Annotated in this window: 17 protein-coding genes and 1 riboswitch; of the genes, 11 read left to right on the forward strand and 6 right to left on the reverse strand. The window is 74.9% G+C overall.

What is annotated here, in order from left to right; all coding sequences use genetic code 11:
• Positions 1 to 170: 170 nt before the first annotated feature.
• Both OKX07_RS01170 and OKX07_RS01175 read right to left on the reverse strand, forming a co-directional pair.
• Positions 171 to 2,468 (reverse strand): (Fe-S)-binding protein, encoded by a 2,298-nt coding sequence (locus tag OKX07_RS01170; RefSeq protein WP_265630037.1) that lies wholly within the window; start codon positions 2,466 to 2,468, stop codon positions 171 to 173.
• A gap of 176 nt (positions 2,469 to 2,644) precedes the next feature.
• On the reverse strand, positions 2,645 to 4,159 hold the full coding sequence (locus OKX07_RS01175) for a phytoene desaturase family protein (protein WP_265630038.1): 1,515 nt from the start codon (positions 4,157 to 4,159) through the stop codon (positions 2,645 to 2,647).
• 403 nt (positions 4,160 to 4,562) lie between these two features.
• On the opposite strand from OKX07_RS01175, the gene OKX07_RS01180 reads away from it, so the two are divergent.
• Genes OKX07_RS01180 through mnhG form a run of 6 tightly spaced genes read left to right on the forward strand, consistent with a single transcriptional unit; the run spans position 4,563 to position 11,316 of the window.
• Positions 4,563 to 7,676, forward strand: a complete 3,114-nt coding sequence (locus OKX07_RS01180; protein ID WP_265630039.1) for a Na+/H+ antiporter subunit A — start codon at positions 4,563 to 4,565, stop codon at positions 7,674 to 7,676.
• A gap of 11 nt (positions 7,677 to 7,687) precedes the next feature.
• A complete protein-coding gene (locus tag OKX07_RS01185) occupies positions 7,688 to 8,230 on the forward strand; it encodes a Na(+)/H(+) antiporter subunit C (RefSeq protein WP_265631769.1) in 543 nt (180 codons plus the stop codon).
• Positions 8,227 to 9,834 (forward strand): Na+/H+ antiporter subunit D, encoded by a 1,608-nt coding sequence (locus tag OKX07_RS01190; RefSeq protein WP_265630040.1) that lies wholly within the window; start codon positions 8,227 to 8,229, stop codon positions 9,832 to 9,834. The genes OKX07_RS01185 and OKX07_RS01190 overlap by 4 nt, the downstream gene beginning before the upstream one ends.
• Positions 9,831 to 10,403, forward strand: a complete 573-nt coding sequence (locus tag OKX07_RS01195) for a Na+/H+ antiporter subunit E (protein ID WP_265630041.1) — start codon at positions 9,831 to 9,833, stop codon at positions 10,401 to 10,403. The genes OKX07_RS01190 and OKX07_RS01195 overlap by 4 nt, the downstream gene beginning before the upstream one ends.
• Complete coding sequence (locus tag OKX07_RS01200; protein WP_265630042.1) at positions 10,400 to 10,933, forward strand: monovalent cation/H+ antiporter complex subunit F; 534 nt, start codon at positions 10,400 to 10,402, stop codon at positions 10,931 to 10,933. Before OKX07_RS01195 ends, OKX07_RS01200 begins: the two co-directional genes overlap by 4 nt.
• Positions 10,930 to 11,316 (forward strand): monovalent cation/H(+) antiporter subunit G, encoded by a 387-nt coding sequence (mnhG, locus tag OKX07_RS01205; RefSeq protein ID WP_265630043.1) that lies wholly within the window; start codon positions 10,930 to 10,932, stop codon positions 11,314 to 11,316. The genes OKX07_RS01200 and mnhG overlap by 4 nt, the downstream gene beginning before the upstream one ends.
• Before the next feature lie 98 nt (positions 11,317 to 11,414).
• Here mnhG and OKX07_RS01210 read toward each other — a convergent pair whose 3' ends face one another.
• From OKX07_RS01210 to OKX07_RS01220, 3 genes are all read right to left on the reverse strand, one after another.
• Complete coding sequence (locus OKX07_RS01210) at positions 11,415 to 12,368, reverse strand: cation diffusion facilitator family transporter (protein ID WP_416220809.1); 954 nt, start codon at positions 12,366 to 12,368, stop codon at positions 11,415 to 11,417.
• On the reverse strand, positions 12,323 to 12,709 hold the full coding sequence (locus OKX07_RS01215) for an ArsR/SmtB family transcription factor (protein ID WP_416220810.1): 387 nt from the start codon (positions 12,707 to 12,709) through the stop codon (positions 12,323 to 12,325). Before OKX07_RS01215 ends, OKX07_RS01210 begins: the two co-directional genes overlap by 46 nt.
• Before the next feature lie 65 nt (positions 12,710 to 12,774).
• Positions 12,775 to 13,053: a DUF4235 domain-containing protein gene (locus OKX07_RS01220; RefSeq protein ID WP_265630045.1), complete on the reverse strand. Its 279-nt coding sequence runs from the start codon at positions 13,051 to 13,053 to the stop codon at positions 12,775 to 12,777.
• A 77-nt stretch (positions 13,054 to 13,130) separates the two neighbouring features.
• A riboswitch (TPP riboswitch) is annotated at positions 13,131 to 13,252 on the forward strand.
• A gap of 82 nt (positions 13,253 to 13,334) precedes the next feature.
• Here OKX07_RS01220 and OKX07_RS01225 point away from each other — a divergent pair.
• The 4 genes from OKX07_RS01225 (at position 13,335) to OKX07_RS01240 (ending at position 18,139) form a co-directional block, all read left to right on the forward strand.
• The gene (locus OKX07_RS01225; RefSeq protein ID WP_265630046.1) at positions 13,335 to 14,420 is read left to right on the forward strand and encodes a thiamine ABC transporter substrate-binding protein; all 1,086 of its coding nucleotides are present in this window, start codon (positions 13,335 to 13,337) and stop codon (positions 14,418 to 14,420) included.
• Between the two features lie 10 nt (positions 14,421 to 14,430).
• Positions 14,431 to 16,164 (forward strand): ABC transporter permease, encoded by a 1,734-nt coding sequence (locus tag OKX07_RS01230; protein WP_265630047.1) that lies wholly within the window; start codon positions 14,431 to 14,433, stop codon positions 16,162 to 16,164.
• On the forward strand, positions 16,161 to 17,318 hold the full coding sequence (locus OKX07_RS01235) for an ABC transporter ATP-binding protein (RefSeq protein ID WP_265630048.1): 1,158 nt from the start codon (positions 16,161 to 16,163) through the stop codon (positions 17,316 to 17,318). Before OKX07_RS01230 ends, OKX07_RS01235 begins: the two co-directional genes overlap by 4 nt.
• A 68-nt stretch (positions 17,319 to 17,386) precedes the next feature.
• The gene (locus OKX07_RS01240) at positions 17,387 to 18,139 is read left to right on the forward strand and encodes a hypothetical protein (protein ID WP_265630049.1); all 753 of its coding nucleotides are present in this window, start codon (positions 17,387 to 17,389) and stop codon (positions 18,137 to 18,139) included.
• A gap of 63 nt (positions 18,140 to 18,202) precedes the next feature.
• On the opposite strand, the gene OKX07_RS01245 is transcribed toward OKX07_RS01240, so the two are convergent.
• The gene (locus OKX07_RS01245; protein WP_265630050.1) at positions 18,203 to 18,721 is read right to left on the reverse strand and encodes a MarR family winged helix-turn-helix transcriptional regulator; all 519 of its coding nucleotides are present in this window, start codon (positions 18,719 to 18,721) and stop codon (positions 18,203 to 18,205) included.
• Between the two features lie 56 nt (positions 18,722 to 18,777).
• Here OKX07_RS01245 and OKX07_RS01250 point away from each other — a divergent pair, with 56 nt between their 5' ends.
• On the forward strand, positions 18,778 to 19,365 hold the full coding sequence (locus OKX07_RS01250) for an NADPH-dependent FMN reductase (RefSeq protein ID WP_265630051.1): 588 nt from the start codon (positions 18,778 to 18,780) through the stop codon (positions 19,363 to 19,365).
• The last annotated feature ends 4 nt before the right edge of the window (positions 19,366 to 19,369 follow it).

Raw genomic sequence — 19,369 nt, forward strand, 5'->3', positions numbered from 1 at the left:
CCTCGATGCCCAGTCCCGCGATCACGCTCGCGCACGGGCGACGGCCAGGTCCACGGCATCGGCTCCGGTGGTCAGCTACCAGGAGTTCAGACGCCGGGCCGCAAGTGGTCACGTCCCTGCGGGTCGGAGGCCGGAAGTGGTCGCCGATGTGACCACTTCCGGCCCCCGCCTCAGCTCCGGTCCGCCAGGCGGTCGCGGAGGAGGACGGCGATGTCCGCCACCTCCGGGACACCGACGGTGGGCCGGGCCGGCCCCGACGGCCCGGCGGGTGCCCGAGTACCCGTTGCGCCTGCCCCGGGTGTCGGGTGGGTGCCCCCGACGGCCGGCGTCGTCCCATCCGCAGCCCCGTTGTTCCCGTCCGCCGACGCCCGCGCGTGCGCCGCGACGCCGTCGCTGAGCATCACCGTGCAGAACGGGCAGGCGGTGGCGATGGCGTCGGCGCCCGTCGCGACGGCCTCGGCCGCGCGGACCGTGCCGATGCGCTCGCCGATCGACTCCTCCATCCACATGCGCGCCCCGCCGGCGCCGCAGCAGAACGACGTCTCGCGGTTGCGCGGCATCTCGGCCAGCGTGACGCCGGCCGCGGCCAGCAGCTCGCGCGGCGGCTCGTAGACCTGGTTGTGACGGCCCAGGTAGCAGGGGTCGTGGTACGTGACGGTGCTGCCCGTGCCGTCGTCGCCGGTGCCCGGCGCGAACCGCAGTCGGCCCTCCGCGACGAGCGTGTTGAGCAGCTGCGTGTGGTGCACGACCTCGAACCGCCCGCCCATCGCGGGGTACTCGCGCGAGATCGTGTTGAAGCAGTGCGCGCACGTCACGACGATCCGCTGCGCGCCGACCTCGTTCAGGGTCTCGACGTTCTGCGCCGCGAGCATCTGGTAGAGCGCCTCGTTGCCGGCCCGACGGGCGGGGTCGCCGGTGCACGTCTCGCCGTCGCCGAGCACCGCGAACGTCACGTCGGCGGCGTGCAGCAACTCGGCCACGGCGCGCGTGGTCTTCTTGGCGCGGTCCTCGAAGGCGCCCGCGCACCCGACCCAGAACACCCAGTCGACGTCGGCGGCCGACTCGACGTCGGCACCGATGACCGGCACGTCGAACGGCAGGTCCTTGGCCCAGTCGAGGCGCTGCCGCGCGGGCAGCCCCCACGGGTTGCCGCGCCGCTCCATCTTGGTGAACGTGCCGCCCAGCTCGGCCGGGAACGCCGACTCCATGAGGGTCTGGTAGCGGCGGATGTCGACGATCGTGTCGACGTGCTCGATGTCGACCGGGCACTGCTGCACGCACGCGCCGCACATGGTGCAGGCCCACAGGGCGTCGGCGTCGATGACGCCCGACCCGACCAGGTCGACGCCGAGGTGCGGGTCGGCGACGGCCTCCGGCGACGCGCCCACCGCCCGCGCCGCCTGCACGTACGGTGCCGTCGCCGCCGCATGGTCGCGCAGGGCCAGCACCAGCAGCTTGGGGCTCAGCGGCTTGCCCGTCGCCCAGGCCGGGCACTGGTCCTGGCAGCGGCCGCACTCCGTGCACGTCGCGACGTCGAGCAGTCCCTTCCACGGCAGGTCCTCGACCGCGCCGACGCCCAGGCGGACGTCGTCGGGCAGGTCGTCGACGGCCGTCAGGTCCAGCGGCTCGCCCGCGGCGTCGCGCAGGGGCGTCAACGGACCCAGCGCGGGCGCGCCGTCGGGGTTCCGCTGGGCGTACACGTTGACGATCGCGAGGAACCGGTGCCACGCGACGCCCATCGTCGGCTGCAGCCCGACGACCACGAACCACGTCATCGACACGAGGATCTTGACGAGCGCCACGACGACGACGGCCGTCACGAGCGTGTCGGCGTCCGCCGCCGCCCACGACGCGCCGAACCACGCCGTCAACGGGAAGTGCAGCGCCGTCGCCCACGGCTCACCGTCCTGCACGCCCAGCGCGTACTCCAGCCCGCGCAGCGCGAGCACCGCGACGACGACCAGCAGGATCGTCGCCTCGACGACGTACGCCCACACCTGGTTCGACCCGAAGAACCGCGACCTGCGCTGCACCGCCTCCGACGCGTCCGCGCGCGGACGCACCCGCTGCCGCAGCACCGTCAGGTAGCTGATCCCGAGCAGGCCCAGCCACGCGAACGCCTCGATCGCCCACTCCAGGGGGACGAAGTGCGCGAGGAACGGCAGGCCGTACCGCGGGTCGACGAGCTGCCCGTACCCGGTCAGCAGCGTCACGACCAGCACGGGGAACGACACCATCACCACCCAGTGCGCCACCCGCACTACGGGGCGCTGCTGGAACCGCCCGTGGCCCAGCACCTGGCGCACGAGCGTCGCCAGCCGGGGCCCGACGGGCGCCCAGCGTCCGGGCAGCGGCCGTCCGATCCGGACGGTCCGCACGATGACGACGACGCCGCGGGCGAACACCGCCACACCGACGACCGTCGCGAGCCCGGCCAGCACGAGCGCCACCACCTGCGTTGCGTTCACGCGGTCAACCTAGCGCCCGCCCCCCACCCCGATGACCCGCCCACGACCGACGCCCCCGCCACCCCCACCCGTCGAACTCGCGGCTCGGCGGCTTCCGGGGCTGGTGGCCGCCGTCGATCCAGCCCGCGCCCGTGGGTGCCCGGGGCTGGATCGACCTCCCGCGAGGCGGGTGGGGGTCAGGGGATGAGGTCGGCAGGGTGGGCCCGCAGGCCGAAGCGGTCGCGCAGGGCCGTGGCGGCCGCCCACCAGCCGGCCATGCCGTGCACGCCGGGGCCCGGGGTCGCCGACGACGAGCACAGGTACAGCCCGGGCACGCGCGTCCGCCACGGCGTGGGGGACAGGCGGGGCCGGGCCAGCAGCCGGTACATCGTCGTGGTGCCGCCGGTGATGTCCCCGCCCGGCAGGCTGCGGTTGTCGTCGGCGAGCCGCGCGGCGGGCGTGCCCCAGGAGTCGACGACGAGGTCGCGGACGCCCGGCGCGTGCCGCTCGATCTCGTCGAGGACCGCCTCGCGCGGGTCCAGCGGGGAACCGTTGGGGACGTGCGCGTACGCCCACACGACGCTGTGGCCGTCCGGTGCGCGCGACGGGTCGAACACGGTCGGCTGCGACAGCAGCACGTACGGGCGCTCGGCGTGCAGCCCGCGCCGCACGACCGCCTCCGCGCGGGCGATCTGCCCCCACTCGCCGCCCAGGTGCACGGTCGACGCCTCGCCCACGCGCGGGTCCAGCCACGGGACGGGAGCGGACAGCAGCAGGTCGGCCCGGGCGACGCTGCCCCCGCGCGGCAGCACCCGCGGGACCTGCCCGTGGTACGCGTCCGGCGTGATGCGCCGCAGCTCCTCCGTCGTCACGTCCGCCAGGACGATGCGGGCGTCGGACAGATCCCGGACGTCGTCGACCCGGCGGCCCGTCTCGACGCGCCCGCCGTGCGCCTCGAGGTCCGCGACGAGCGCGTCGGCGACGCGCTGCGCACCCCCGACGGGCAGCCCCCAGCCGCGGACGTGGGCGTGCAGCGCGAGGACGACGCCGGCGGCGGCCGCCGCGAGCGACCCCAGCGGCTCCCCCGGGTGCGCGAGCACCCCGGCGAGGAGGGCGCGCGCGTCGCGGCCCTGGACGCCGAGCGACGAGCCGTACCGCGTGGCCGTCAGCGTCGCGGCGCCCAGCAGCGCGAGCGCGACGGGGTCGTGGGGCACGCGCACGACGGGGGAGAGCGCGACGCGGGTGATCGCGTCGGCGCGCTCAACCAGCGGCGCGAACGTGCGGCGCCACGCCGCACCGTCGCGGCCGAGCCCCGCGGCGGTCGCCTCGAGGTCCCGGTACGCGAGCACCGCCGTCGCGCCCAGCGGGTGGGCGTAGGCGACGTCCGGGACGACGTACGGCACACGGTCCGTCAGGCCCCACGCGCGGAAGAACGGCGACGCGAGCCCGAGCGGGTGCACCGCCGAGTACATGTCGTACGTGGTGCCGCCGCGGCGCAGGGACCGCACGCCCCCGCCCGCTGCCGGCTCGGCCTCCAGGACGACGACGCGCAGGCCCGCGCGCGCGAGCGTCACGGCCCCCGCGAGCCCGTTGGGGCCGGAGCCGACGACGTAGGCGTCGGGCGTCACGGGGTCGCCCCAGGGGCCGGCGCCGGGGGTGTGCGGCGGCCGGTTGCGGTCGGTGCTGCGGCGCGGGAGCAGGCCATGATCCACCCTCGCACGGGGGTCGCCCGCGCGCCGGGTCGACGCCGGGGACCGGTCGGTGGGGTGCGCGCGGGACGTGTCCGGCCCGGCGGGTGACGTCGCACACGTCCGTCGCCCGACGGGTCGCCCCGCCGGGCCGACGAGCGCACGGTTGGTAGCATCGGCACGTCCCCCGCACCCACCACGACGCGTCTGACCAGCACGGACCCGCAGCCGACGACGCGGGACGCCGGGCCGGTCGCAGCGCGCCGTCCGCGGTGGCACCCGGCGACCGTGATCCGTCGACGCCGTCGGGTCGCACCCACCGGCCGCGACCCGACCGACCGCCACCCGGCGGGCCACGACCCACGACCACCACCCGACCGACCAGGACCCGACCGACCACCCGCCCCCGACACGGACGGAGCCGGACGTGCTGCTGCTGCTGACGATCCACCTCGCAGCGGCCCTCGTCGCGCCCGTGCTCTTCCGCCTGTGGGGACGACGGGCCTTCTGGGCCCTCGCGCTGGCGCCCGCGTCGGCGGCCGTGTGGGCGCTGAGCTGGACGACCGAGGTGCGGGCGGGACGCGGCCCGACCGAGTCCGTCGAGTGGATCCCCGCGCTCGGGCTCGAGCTGAGCTTCCGCCTCGACACGCTGTCGTGGCTGATGACGGTCGTGGTGGGCGGTGTAGGCGCGCTCGTGCTCGTCTACTGCGCCGCCTACTTCTCCCCGACGGCGTCGGGCCTGGGACGGTTCGGCGGCGTGTTCACGGCCTTCGCCGGGTCGATGCTCGGCCTGGTCACGGCCGACGACATGCTCCTGCTGTTCGTGTTCTGGGAGCTGACGACGGTGACGTCGTACCTGCTCATCGGGCACTACGCGGACCGCAAGGCGAGCCGCCGCGCCGCCATGCAGGCGATCATCGTGACGACCGCGGGCGGCCTGGCGATGCTCGTCGGCGTCGTCATCCTCGGCCACGCCGCCGGGTCGTACTCGCTGTCCGGGCTCATGGCCGACCCGCCCGCGACGTCCCCGGTCGTCGTCGCCGCGGTCGCGTGCCTGCTCGCCGGGGCCGCCACCAAGTCGGCCCTCATCCCCTTCCACTTCTGGCTGCCCGCGGCGATGGCCGCACCCACGCCCGTCAGCGCCTACCTGCACGCGGCCGCCATGGTGAAGGCCGGCGTGTACCTGGTGGCCCGGTTCGCCCCCGCGTACGCCGAGCTGCCGCTGTGGCGCTGGACGATCGTCGTGCTGGGCACCGGGACCCTGCTGCTCGGCGGGTACCGCGCGCTGCGCCAGCACGACCTCAAGCTGGTCCTCGCGTTCGGCACGGTCAGCCAGCTCGGCCTGATCGTCCTGCTCGTCGGGCTCGGCACGCAGGAGACGGCGCTGGCCGGCCTCGCGATGCTCGGCGCGCACGCGATGTTCAAGGCGGCCCTGTTCCTGGTGGTCGGCACGGTCGACGTCGCGTGCGGCACCCGCGACCTGCGGCGCCTGTCCGGCGTCGGCCGCACGCTGCCGTGGACCGCGCTCGCGGGCGGCCTGGCGATCGCGTCGATGATCGGCCTGCCGCCGTTCGCGGGCTACGTCGCCAAGGAGGCGGGGCTCGAGGGCGTCGTGCACCTCGAGGACGGCACGATCGGCTGGATCGTGCTCGCGGCCTTCGTCGTCGGGTCGGCGCTGACCGTCGCGTACGGCCTGCGCTGGTGGTGGGGCGCGTTCGCGACGAAGGACGCGCTGGTCCCGCAGTCCAAGACGCAGGACTCCGAGGGCGTCGCGACGACGACGTCGCTGGCCGCGGGCGGTGACGAGTCCGTCGAGCCCGCGCCGGTGACCCGGCCGTCGTTCCTGCTGACGGCGCCGGCGCTCGTGCTGTCGTTCCTGGGCCTGGGCGTGGCGGTGCTGCCGCAGCTCGGCGAGCACCTGCTGGCCCCGTACGCCGCGACGTACCCGCTGGGCGAGCCGGGGCACCTGCTGCTGTGGGGCGGGTTCGGCCTGGTGCTGTGGCTGACGGTCGGCATCCTCAGCGCCGGCGGGCTGCTGTTCCTCGCACGCGACAAGATCGAGCGCTGGCAGGCGCGCGTGCCGCACCTGCTGGAGGCGGACCTCACGTACCGGCGGTCCATGCGCCGGCTCGACGACCTCGCGGCCGACGTCACCGCCGTCACCCAGCGCGGCTCCCTGCCCCTGTACCTCAGCGTCATCCTCGTGGCGTGGGTGGCCGCGGTGGGCAGCGCGCTGGTCACGGGCACGACGTTCCCGCAGGAGGTGCGGGCCTGGGACTACACCGCGCAGACGGCGTTCGCGGCCGCGTCGATCGTCTCGGCGATCCTCGTCGCACGCGCCCGCCGACGCCTCAAGGCCGTGATCCTCGCCGGGATCAGCGGGTACGCGGTCGCCGGCATGTTCCTGCTGTACGGCGCGCCGGACCTCGCGGTCACGCAGGTGCTGGTGGAGACGGTCACGCTGGTCGTGCTCGTCCTGGTGCTGCGTCGCCTGCCCCCGTACTTCTCGGACCGTCCGCTCGCGGGGTCCCGGTGGCTGCGCCTGGGGCTGGGCCTGGCGGTCGGGACCGTGGTGGCCGGCGTCGCGCTCGTCGCCCCGTCGGCCCGCGTGCACGCGCCGGTGTCCGCGGACTTCGCGACCGAGGCCTACGAGTTCGGCGGTGGCAAGAACATCGTCAACGTGACGCTCGTCGACATCCGCGCGTGGGACACGATGGGCGAGATCTCGGTGCTGCTCGTCGCGGCCACCGGCGTCGCCTCGCTGGTGTTCCTGTCCGCGCGCGGCGGCCGGATCTTCCGCGAGCGCGAGGCGCCCGCCGACCGCGCCGTGTGGGGCGGCACCCCGGACCCGATGGCCACGCTGCGCCGTCCGCGCGCCGCAGCGCCGGCCTCCGCGCCGGCCCCCGAGCCCGTGCCCGCCGCCCCCGCGACGCCCGCGCGCGGCACCGCGCGCCCGGTCGGGTCACGCGCGCGGGAGTGGCTGCGTGCGGGCCGCACGGTCGCGCCGCAGCGCCGCTCCGTCATCTTCGAGGTCGTCGTGCGCCTGCTGTTCCACACGATGATCGTGTACTCGGCGTTCCTGCTGTTCAGCGGCCACAACCAGCCCGGCGGCGGGTTCGCCGCGGGGCTCGTCACGGGCATCGCGCTGGCGGTGCGCTACCTCGCGGGCGGGCGGTACGAGCTCGGTGAGGCGGCGCCCGTGCAGCCCGGTGTGCTGCTGGGGCTCGGCCTGTTCCTGTCCGCGGGCGTCGGGCTGGCGGCGCTGGTCGTCGGCGGCACCGTGCTGGAGTCCTGGATCCTCGAGTTCAGCCTGCCGCTGTGGGGTGAGGTCAAGCTCGTGACCAGCCTGTTCTTCGACGTGGGGGTGTACCTCGTCGTGGTGGGGCTCGTGCTCGACATCCTGCGCAGCCTGGGCGCCGAGATCGACCGGCGCGCGGAGTCCGGCGAGGACGACGTGCCGGACCACGCCGTCGGCGGCGACGAGCTCGTGATCGCCCACATCCCGGCCCTCGGTGGGGACGACCCGGGGGTGGTCCGGTGACCGACGTCGTCATGAGCCCCAACATCGTGTTCGTCATCACGATCGGCGCGCTGTTCACGGTCGGGGTGTACCTGGTGCTGGAGCGCAGCCTGACGCGCATCCTGCTGGGCATCATCCTGCTGGGCAACGGCACCAACCTGCTGATCCTCGTGGCGGGCGGCGCCGCGGGGTCGCCGCCGCTCATCGGCGTCGAGTCCGACCGGCCCATGAGCGACCCGCTGCCGCAGGCCCTCATCCTCACGGCCATCGTCATCACGCTCGGCCTCACCGCGTTCCTGCTGGCCATGGCGTACCGGTCGTGGCAGCTGCACCGGCACGACGAGGTGCAGGACGACGTCGAGGACCGGCGCATCGCCCGGCTCGCGGCGCGCGACGAGCGCGCGTTCGAGGACGACGACACCGAGTCCGACGGCGAGACCCTCGACGAGGAGGCCGCGAGCGCCCGCGACGAGACCGACGAGGGCGGGCCGTTCGACGCCCACCGCTCGCACGACGCCCACCGCGCGCACGGCACGCACGACGGCCACGGCACGCAGGGGGAGGAGGGCCGGTGACCGACTGGAGCTGGCTCGTCCCCCTGCCCGTCGTGCTGCCGCTCTCGGCCGCGGGCCTGGCCCTCGCGCTGTACCGCCGGCCGAAGCTGCAGCGCATCGTGTCGCTCGCGACCCTGACGCTCGTGGCGATCGTCTCGGCGGCGCTCCTCGTGCTGGCCGACTCCGGACCCCTCGTCGTCGAGGTGGGCGACTGGGCCGCGCCCGTCGGCATCAACCTCGTCGCGGACCGCCTGTCGGCGCTCATGCTGACGGTGTCGTCCGTCGTGATCCTGTGCGTCCTGGTGTACTCGCTCGCGCAGGGCCGCGAGGACGGGGAGCAGTTCGCGCCCATCTCGATCTTCCACCCGACGTACCTGGTGCTGTCCGCGGGCGTCGCGAACGCGTTCCTGTCCGGTGACCTGTTCAACATCTACGTCGGCTTCGAGATCCTGCTCGCGGCGTCGTACGTGCTCATCACGCTGTCGGGCACGGCCGAGCGCATCCGCGCGGGCACGATCTATGTGGTCGTCGCGATCCTGTCCTCCGTGCTGTTCCTCGTGGCGATCGCCGCGGTGTACGCGGCCGTCGGGACGCTCAACCTTGCGCAGCTCGCGATCCGGCTGCCCGAGATCGACCCCGGGGTGCGGCTGGTGCTGCAGTCCATGCTGCTGCTGGCGTTCGGCATCAAGGCGGCCGTGTTCCCGCTGTCGGCGTGGCTGCCCGACTCCTACCCGACGGCGCCGGCCCCCGTCACGGCGGTGTTCGCGGGCCTGCTGACCAAGGTCGGCGTGTACGCGATCATCCGCACGCAGTCGCTGCTGTTCCCCGGCGGGGCGCTCGACGACATCCTGCTGTGGGTGGCGCTCGCGACGATGGTCGTCGGGATCCTGGGCGCCGTCGCGCAGGACGACATCAAGCGTCTGCTGTCGTTCACGCTGGTCAGCCACATCGGCTACATGATGTTCGGCATCGCGCTGGGCAGCACGCACGGGTGGACCGCGGCGATCTACTACGTGGCGCACCACATCACCGTCCAGACGGCGCTGTTCCTCGTCGTGGGGCTCGTCGAACGCTTCGGCGGGACGACGTCGCTCGACCGGCTCGGTGGTCTGGCGAAGATGACGCCGGTGCTGGCCGTGCTGTTCTTCGTGCCCGCGATGAACCTGGGCGGCATCCCGCCGTTCTCCGGGTTCCTCGGCAAGGTGGGGCTGCTGGAGGCGGGCGTCGAGCTGGGCACACCGCTGGGGTACACGCTGGTGGTGGGCGCCGTCGTGACGTCGCTGCTCACGCTGTACGCCCTGATCAAGGCGTGGAACAAGGCGTTCTGGCAGAGCCCGCCGGAGGAGCTGCCCGCCAACAACGTCCCGACGATGATGGTCGCGCCGACCGCGGCGCTCGTCGTGTTCAGCCTGGCGCTGACCGTCTTCGCGGGCCCGCTCTACGCGTACACGGCCCGCGCCGCGCAGACCCTCGCGGACCGCACCCCGTACATCGAGGCGGTCCTGCCCGACGGCATGCGCGGCGACGGCGAGTCGCAGCGCGCCGCCGACGAGGCGACCGACGACCCCACCGACCCGGACGACGCGACCGACGAGGCCGCGCGGCAGGAAGGCGGCGACGGATGAGCCTGCACCCGCGGCGCACCGGCTGGCACTTCCAGGGCGCGACGATCCTGTGGCTCACCGTCGTGTGGGTGCTGCTGTGGGGCGACGTCACATGGGGCAACATCGTCAACGGCGTGCTGCTGGGCGTGCTGGTGACCGCCGGTCTGCGCATGACGCCCGTCGACTTCCGCGGGCGCGTGCACGTGTGGCCGCTGCTCGTGCTGCTGGGGACGTTCCTCGTGGACCTGGTGCGCGCGTCGTTCGAGGTCAGCATGGTCGCGCTGCGGCCCCGGTACACCCCGCGCGGTGCCGTGATCTGCGTGCAGCTGCGCAGCCACTCCGACCTGTACCTCACGTTGACGGCCGAGCTCGTCTCGCTCGTCCCGGGGTCGATCATCGTCGAGGCGCACCGGCTCACCGGGCGGCTGTACGTCCACACCCTCGACGTCGAGACCAGCGGCGGCATCGAGCGCGCCCGGCACCACGTCCTGGAGCAGGAGGCGCGGCTGCTGCGCGCGCTCGCGTCGGACGCGGAGCTCGCGGAGGCCGGACTGTCGCGCAGCACCCGCGTCCCGGAGGCAGCCCGATGAACGTGTTCGACGTGGTCGTCCTGGTGTGCGGCGTGCTGCTGACCCTCGGTGCGACGTTCGCGGTGGTCCGCGCAGAGAAGGGGCCGTCGACGCTCGACCGGACGGTCGCGCTCGACATCGTCGTCACGACGATGATCGCCGCGGTCGCGCTGTACGCCGCGTACTTCCGGCGCGCGGACGTCGTGCCGCTGCTCGTGGTGCTGTCCCTCGTCGGGTTCGTCGGGTCGGTGACGGTCGCGCGGTTCGTGGCCGTCGAGCCCGAGGGCGAGGGTCGGGTCCGCACGCGGGAGGAGGTCGCCGCCGAGGAGGCGGAGCGCAGCCGCCTCGAGCAGGAGGAGGAGGCGTCGCGGCGCCGTCGCCGGCGGGTCGCGGAGGACGAGGCGATCGCGGCGGGCGTCGTCGTGCAGGACCCCGCGACGGGTGCGGTGCTCGCGCCGCGGACCGGCGACGACCACGGCTCGCGGGACTCCGTCGAGGCCGAGCCCGACGACGAGCACCACGGCGGCCCCGCCGACGAGGAGACGCGATGACACCGGAGCAGTGGGGCACCGTCGCGGACGTGCTGTCGGTCGTCTGCCTGCTGGGCGGCGCGTTCTTCGCGTTCGCCGCGGGCGTCGGCGTCCTGCGCTTCCCGGACCTGCTGGCCCGCATGCACGCGGGGACGAAGCCGCAGGTGCTGGGTCTGATCCTCGTGCTCATCGGGTTGGCGCTGCGGCTGCGCGAGGGCGGCGCGGTGTGGGCGTTGCTGCTGGTCGCGGCGTTCCAGATGCTGACGGCGCCGGTCGCGGCGCACATGGTCGGCCGCGCGGGGTTCCGCACCGGCAAGGTCCGCCAGGACCTGCTGGTCGTCGACGAGCTGACGCGTGACCTCGACGAGGGTCGCACGCGCGGCCCGCACCCCGACGACGACTGACCGAGCGCCCACCCCCGCGAGCGCGGCACTCGACGGCCGAGCGCGGGGGAAACAGGTACCGCGTTCGGCAGTCGTGTACCGCGCTCGGCGGTGCCGGGTCAGTCGTGGTGGGCGCCCTCGTGGGGGCGGTGGCCGGCCGGTTCGAGCTGGAACGTGCAGTGCTCCATCGCGAAGTGCGCGCGCAGGCAGCCGTCGAGGGCGTCGAGGACCTCGCCCGGGCGACGCCGGTCGATGCACTCCTCGTCGACGACGACGTGCACGGACAGCGCGGCGACGCCGCTGGTGATGGTCCAGGCGTGCAGGTCGTGCACGTCGACGACGCCCGGGACCTCGCGGATGTGGTCGCGCACCGCGTCGAGGTCCAGGCCCCGCGGCGTGGCCTCGAGCAGGACGTCGACGACCTCGCGCAGCAGGTGCCACGCGCGCGGCAGGATGAACAGGCCGATGGCGAGGGACGCGATCACGTCGGCGCGCGTGTACCCGGTGGTCGCGATGACGATCCCGGCGACGACGACGGCGGCGGACCCGACGAGGTCGCCGAGCACCTCCAGGTACGCCCCGCGCAGGTTGAGGCTCTCGTGCTGCCCGTCGCGCAGCAGCAGCAGGCACACGAGGTTCGCGGCCGCGCCGACGACCGCCACGGTGAGCATGACGCCGGTCGCGACCTCCGGCGGGTCGTCCCACCGGCCGACGGCCTCGACGATCACCCACACCGCGAGCGCGCCCAGCAGCAGCGCGTTGGCCAGGGCGGCGAGGATCTCGGCGCGCTGCAGCCCGTAGGTCCGGGCCTTGGTCGCGGGACGGGTCGCCAGGGTGCTGGCGACGAGCGCGATGGCGACGCCGGTCGCGTCGGTGAGCATGTGCCCGGCGTCGGCGAGCAGCGCGAGGGACCCGGACACCAGGCCCCCGACGACCTGCAGGCCGACGACGCCGAGCGTGATCGCCAGCACCAGGACCAGGCGCCGCCGGTGCCGGTGCGTGGCGGTGCCGTGGTGGTGGCCGGCACTCACGGCGTCGCCGCCGCCCGCGTCGCCGTCCCGGACGTCGGGCACAGCGTGACCGCGTCGCCGGTGAGCGCCAGCAGCCGTTCCGCGGACGCGAGCAGGTCGAGCAGCGCGTCGGGGTGCGTGAGGGAGAAGACCGAGGCCCGGCCCTGCGGTCGCGACGTCACCAGGCCGCAGTCGCGCAGGCACGCCAGGTGCTTCGAGACCGTGGACTGCGCGAGGCCCAGGTGCTCGGTGAGGTCGACGACGCGGTGCTCGCCGAGCGCCAGGTGGCGCAGGATCGTCAGGCGGGACGGGTCGCTGAAGCCGTGGAACAGGCACGCGGCCGCGTCGAGCGCGCGCTCGTCCGCCCGCGTTGGGACATCGTGTTCAGCCTCTGTCATCGCCATAGGGCGATGCTAGACGCCACAGGCTTCTCCCGCCAGGGCCTGCTCGCCCTGGGGGAGGGTGGCCGTCAGCCCAGGCGGTTGCGGCTCACCCGGCCGGCGAACTTCGCCGCACCACGGGTGGCGGCCACGCGCGACAGCGCGACGGCGGCACCGGTGATCGCGGCGGCCGCGGCGACCTCGCCGAACTTGATGTCCTCGGAGGTGGAGTCGGGTGCCGGGGGCTTGTGGCCCCGGGTCTTCTCCCACACCGAGTCGATGATCTTCTGCACGGCCCAGGCCGCGGCGAGCGCGACACCCATGCCCACGGCCTTCGCCGCGATCGACTGCTTCTTGTCGTCGTCCATCCCTGTGCCTCCTCGTCGTCGCCTGCACGGACGCTACCCGGCATCGGGTCATCCCACAGGTCGGGGTTAGGATCGGCGGCGAACGACAGGGGAGCGTCAGGTGCCGGCGACGGCACGAGGACGCTGAGAGTGCGGACCGCCGCAGACCCTCGAACCTGATCCGGTTGGTACCGGCGTAGGGAGTCGGGCTTTCTCTCCTCCCGTGCTCGTCGTGCCGTGGGGCTCGTCCCGCGCGGGACGACGGCCGCGGGACCCCTCCGACGACGGAGGAGCACCACCTCATGACCACCCCCCGCGGCACGCGTGCCGCCCTGGCCGCCGCCACCGCGGTCGCGGCCCTCACCGCCTGCTCGGCCGTCGGCAGCGCCGAGCCCGCCGCCACCGGCACCGGCGACGGGTCCGGCGGCACCGTGACCCTCGTGACGCACGAGTCGTTCGCGCTGTCCGAGGGCCTCCTCGACGGGTTCGAGGCCGAGTCGGGCCTGAGCGTCGAGGTCGTGCAGCAGGCCGACGCGGGCGCGCTGGTCAACCAGCTCGTCCTGACCAAGGACAACCCGCTGGGCGACCTGGTGTTCGGCATCGACAACGCGTTCGCGTCGCGCGCGCTCGACGAGGGCGTCGTCGTGCCCGTCGACGTCACCGCGCCCGCCGTGCAGGACGCCGCGGGGTACGCCGTGCCGGGCGACGACGCGGGCGCCCTCACGGCCGTCGACGTCGGCGACGTGTGCCTCAACGTCGACACCGCGTGGTTCGCGGCGCAGGGCGTCCCGGCGCCGACGACGCTCGAGTCGCTGCTCGACCCCGCGTACCGCGACCTGCTCGTCGTGCCCGACCCCGTGACGTCGTCACCCGGCCTGGCGTTCCTGCTCGCGACCGTCGGGGCCTTCGGCGAGGACGGCTGGGTCGACTACTGGGCGGGCCTGCGGGACAACGGGCTGCAGGTGGCCGACGGCTGGAGCGAGGCGTACTACACCGACTTCACGGCCGGCGGGGGTGACGGACCGCGGCCCGTCGTGCTGTCGTACGCGTCCTCGCCGCCGTACACCGTCCCCGAGGGCGCAGACGCGCCGACGACGGCCGCGCTGCTCGACACGTGCTTCCGCCAGGTCGAGTACGCGGGCGTGCTGGACGGCGCCGCAAACCCCGAGGGCGCCGCCCTGCTGCTCGACTTCCTGCTGTCCGACGAGGTCCAGGCCGACATCCCCGTGTCGATGTACATGTACCCCGTCAGCTCGGCCGTCGACCTGCCCGCCGAGTGGGAGAGCTGGGCGCCGATGGCCGACTCCCCGTTCGAGGTCGCACCGGCGGACGTCGCCGAGCACCGCGAGGAGTGGCTGACCACGTGGTCCGACACCGTGATCGGCTGACCCGGTCCGCATGACCACGACGCTCGCGCAGGCGACCGACCGGCCCCCCGCGGCCGGTCGGGCCGCCCGCGCGCGTGTCGGTCGGGTGCTGCCGGCGGCGGGCTGGGCGCTGGCCGTCGCCGTCCCCGTCCTCTTCCTCGGCGTGTTCTTCGTCCAGCCGGTCGTCGAGATCGTCGGGCGCGGGTTCGTCGACGACGGGCGTCTGGACCTGACGGGGTTCGCCGACGTGCTGTCCCGGCCGCGCACGTGGCGCGTGATCGGGCAGACGCTCGCGCAGGCCACCCTGGGCACCCTGGGCGCGGTGGTGCTCGGCGTGCCGGGTGCGTACCTGCTGTACCGCTGCCGGTTCCCCGGTCGCGACGCGCTGCGGGCGTTCGTCACCGTGCCGTTCGTGCTGCCGACGGTCGTCGTGGGGGTCGCGTTCCGCTCGCTGCTCGTCGACGGCGGCCCGCTGGGCGGGCTCGGGCTGGACGGGACGCTGACCGCGATCGTGCTCGCGCTCGTGTTCTTCAACTACGCCGTCGTCGTGCGGACCGTCGGTGGGCTCTGGGAGCGGCTCGACGAGCGCACCGAGCAGGCCGCGCGCGCGCTCGGCGCGTCGGGGTGGCGCGTGCTGTGGACCGTGACGCTGCCCGCCCTCGGGCCGGCGATCGCAGCGGCGGCATCGCTGACGTTCCTGTTCTGCGCGACCGCGTTCGGCACCGTCCTGGTGCTCGGCGGGCGTCGGTACGGGACGGTCGAGACGGAGATCTGGGTCCAGACGACGCAGTTCCTCGACCTGCGCGCCGCGGCGGTGCTGTCGGTCGTGCAGCTCGTCGTCGTCGGCGCGGCGCTGGCCGTCACGGGGCGCGCGCGGGCTCGGACCGAGCGCGCCCTGAGCCTCGCGGAGCCGGGTCGCGGCGCGCGGCCCGTGCGACTGCGCGAGCCCGTCGACGCGGTCGCGGTGGGGGTCACCGCCGTCACGGTGCTGGGCCTGCTCGCGCTGCCGCTGGTCAACCTCGTCGTCCGCTCGCTGCGCACGCCGACGGGCTGGGGGCTCGACCACTACGCCGCGCTCGCGGTGCCGCAGGACACCCTCGCCGTCAGCGCCTGGCAGGCGGCCGGCACGTCCGTGCGCACGGCGGTCGACGCGACCGTGATGGCCCTGGTGGTCGGTGGGCTGGTCGCGCTCGTGGTGTCCCGGCGCCCGCGCCGGGCCGCCGGTCGACGTGCCGTCGCCGGCCTCGACGCGCTGTTCATGCTGCCGCTGGGGGTCTCGGCCGTGACGGTCGGCTTCGGCTTCCTCGTGTCCATGGACGCGCCCCTGGGCCTCGACGTGGACCTGCGGACCAGCCCGGTGCTGATCGCGGTCGCGCAGGCCGTCGTCGCCGTGCCGCTCGTCGTGCGCACCGTGCTGCCGGTGCTGCGCGCGATCGACCCGCGTCAGCGCGAGGTCGCCGCGACGCTCGGCGCACCACCCGGCCGGGTGCTGCGTTCGGTCGACCTCGCGGTCGCGGTCCGCGCCGTCGGCCTCGCGCTGGGGTTCGCGTTCGCGGCGTCGCTCGGGGAGTTCGGGGCGACGTCGTTCCTGGCGCGCCCGCAGGACCCGACGCTGCCCGTCGTGATCTTCCGGCTGCTCGGGCGGCCGGGTGCGGAGAACTACGGCACCGCGCTGGCCGCGTCGGTGCTGCTCGCGGCGCTGACAGCGGGCATCGTGGCCGTGTGCGAGCGGCTGCGCCGCCCGGGGATCGGAGGTACCTGGTGAGCGACGGTCTGCAGGTCGAGGGCGTCGTCGTGCGCTATGCCGGTGCGTCGGGCGCGGCGGTCGACGGCGTGGACCTCACCGTGCCGACGGGTGAGGTGCTCGCGCTGCTCGGGCCGTCGGGGTGCGGCAAGTCGTCCCTGCTGCGGGCCGTCGCGGGGCTCGAGCCGGTGGCCGCGGGCGACGTCGCGTGGGACGGGGTCTCGGTGGCCGACGTGCCCGTGCACCGCCGCGGGTTCGGGCTGCTCTTCCAGGACGGGCAGCTGTTCGCGCACCGCGACGTCGCGGGCAACGTCGCGTACGGGCTGCCCGGGCCGGAGCGTCGCGACCGGCCGGCACGGGACGCGCGTGTCGCCGAGCTGCTGGACCTCGTCGGCCTGCCGGGCACGCAGCGCCGCGACGTCGCGACGCTGTCCGGCGGCGAGCGGCAGCGCGTCGCCCTCGCGCGCGCCCTGGCCCCCCGCCCCCGCCTGCTGCTGCTCGACGAGCCGCTGTCCGCGCTCGACCGGGCTCTGCGCGAGCGCCTCGCGCTCGACCTGCGCGAGGTGCTGGTCGCGACCGCCACGACCGCGCTGTTCGTCACCCACGACCAGGACGAGGCGTTCGCCGTGGCCGACCGCATCGCCGTCATGGACGCCGGCCGGCTGCTGCAGGTCGCGCCGCCGGCCGTGCTGTGGTCCCGGCCGCTGTCGCGGCGCGTCGCCCAGTTCCTCGGGTACGAGGCGTTCGTCGCGGTCCCCGGGCCGGGCGACGACGTGGCGCCGGCGGTCCACGCGCTGGTCACGGCCGTGCGCTCCGCAGGCGTCGCCCTCCTCCCCACCGGCGGCGTCCTCGCGCTGGCAGCGGGCGCGTTCGTCGTCGTCCCCGCCCCCACCCCCGTCACCCCCACCCCCACCCCCGTCACCCCCACCCCCGTCACCCCCACCCCCGCCGACCGGAACGTGGCTCCCCGAATGGAGCTGCATCCGGGGAGCGGTGTTGCGGCGGGCGGGGTCGTGCGGCTGCTGCGGTCGCGGCGCGGGCGCACCGAGGTCGTCGTCGACGTGCCCGGGGTGGGAGTCGTCAGCGCGCTCGCGCCCGCGGGCTGGACGTCGGCGCCCGGGGAGCAGGTCGCGCTGCGCGCGGACGCCGCTGCGGTCGCGGGCCTGCCCGGCTAACGTCGGGGGCACCCGGGTCGCGGACGCCCCCGCGCCCGTCGCCGATCGACTCAGCGAGGTGGAAGACCATGACGCTCGAGCGCCGCGAGGTCGTCTCCGTCGACGTCCACGCCCCCGTCGCAGCAGTGTGGGACCACCTGCGCGACCCGCACCTGCTGCGCCGGTGGTTCGGGTGGGACTACCCGGGTCTCGACGCGGAGATCCGCCAGATCTTCCACGACGAGGCGCGCGAGGAGGTCGACGACGACGCCGGCACGCGGACGCTCGTGTGGCGCAACGGCGACCGGATGGTCGTCGCCGGGCCCGCCGACGCGCCGCACGCGCACGTCACGGTCACGCGCACGAGCCACGACGGGCTGTCGTCGTTCGACGGCGTCTTCGACGAGATGGACGAAGGGTGGCTCCAGTTCACCCACCAGCTCGCGTTCGCCCTGAAGGTCCACCCGGGCGAGGACCGCGTGACGCTCCAGTCGCACGACCTGGACGCGGGGGACAGCCGGTCCCCGCTGCTGTTCCGGGCGGGCCTGCACGGCGTGCGGGGCCTGCCCGTGGGCGCGCACGTCGAGGCGACGCGCCCCGACGGGTCCCGCGTGGGCGGCACGGTCGTCTACAAGGGCGAGCACCAGGTGGGCATCCACCTGCACGGGATCGCCGAGTCGCTGCTCGTGCTCGTCCTGCGGCCCGCGGCCGTGCGTCCCCCGCACGGGACGGTCGACGCGACGCTCTCGACGTACGGCCTGGACGACGCGATCCTCTCCGAGGCCCGGCGACGCTGGGCAGGGTGGTGGGAGAGCGGGTCGCCGGCGCGAACCGGGGCCTGACGCCGGGGCGGTGCACGCCCGGGCGGTCCACTGCGGTGCGTCTGCGGTGCGTGCCGCGGCGCCTCAGGCGTCCTCGGGCGGGGGTACCGGCGGTCCGAGCGCGTCGACCACCTGCGTGGCGAGCGCCGCGAACGCCGCCTGCTGGGCGGGGTCGAGCGCGTCGAGGAACCGGTGCCGGACCGAGCGCACGTGCCGGGGGGCGGCCGCGTCCACGACGCGCCGCCCCTCGTCCGTGAGCGTGACGGCCGGCCCGGCGGGTCCGGGGGCGTCGGGCCGCTCGACGAGGCCGCGCGCCTCCATGCGGCGCAGCTGGTGGGCGAGGCGGCTGCGCGTCCACAGCAGCCGGTCGGCGAGCGTGCGCAACCGCCAGTCGGTCTCGGGGGTCTCCGAGAGCGTCGAGAGCACGTGGTAGTCGGCATCGGACAGGCCGGAGTCGGTCCGCAGGTCGGCGGCGACGGCGGCGTCGAGCAGCGTCGTCAGGCGCCGGTAGGCGGTCCAGGTCGCGGCCTCGTGCGCGGTGAGCCATGCCGGCTCGTCGGTGCCGGGAGCGGGGTCCGCGACGGTCGGTGCGGGGTCGGGCATACCCGAGGGTACGCCCCGTTGACGTGTCAGCGCCGGGGTGGCTAGTGTCCGTTGACATGTCAACCCATCGTGCGCCCGTCCTGCAGGTCGTCGTCACCAGCACCCGTCCGGGCCGCATCGGCGGGGTCGTGGGGAGCTGGTTCACCGACGTGGCCCGCGCCCACGGGGGCTTCGACGTGCGCGTCAGCGACCTCGCGACCCTTCCGCTGCCCCTCCTGGACGAGGAGGCCGAGCCGTGGGAGCGGCGGTACACCCACGCCCACACCCTCGCCTGGAGCGCCGCGGTCGAGCAGGCCGACGCCGTCGTGTTCGTGCTGCCGGAGTACAACTCCTCGTTCCCCGCATCGGCGAAGAACGCCGTCGACTGCCTGTTCCAGGAGTGGCACGACAAGCCCGCAGGCATCGTCTGCTACGGCAACACGTCCGGCGGCCTGCGGGCCGCGCTCGCGTTCCGCCCGGTGCTGTCGACCGTCGGCATGACGGTGCTGCGCCAGCAGGTCACCCTGCAGCACGCCGGTCGGCTCGTCGACGGGGACGTCCTGCGCGCGCAGGACGACCACGACGCCGCGGCCACGGGCATGCTCGACGAGCTCGCCCGCGTCGCACCGCACCTGGCCGCGCTGCGCGGGGCGCGGACCGCCTGAGCCG

This window comes from Cellulomonas sp. S1-8, assembly GCF_026184235.1.
In the GTDB taxonomy this organism is placed as follows: domain Bacteria; phylum Actinomycetota; class Actinomycetes; order Actinomycetales; family Cellulomonadaceae; genus Cellulomonas.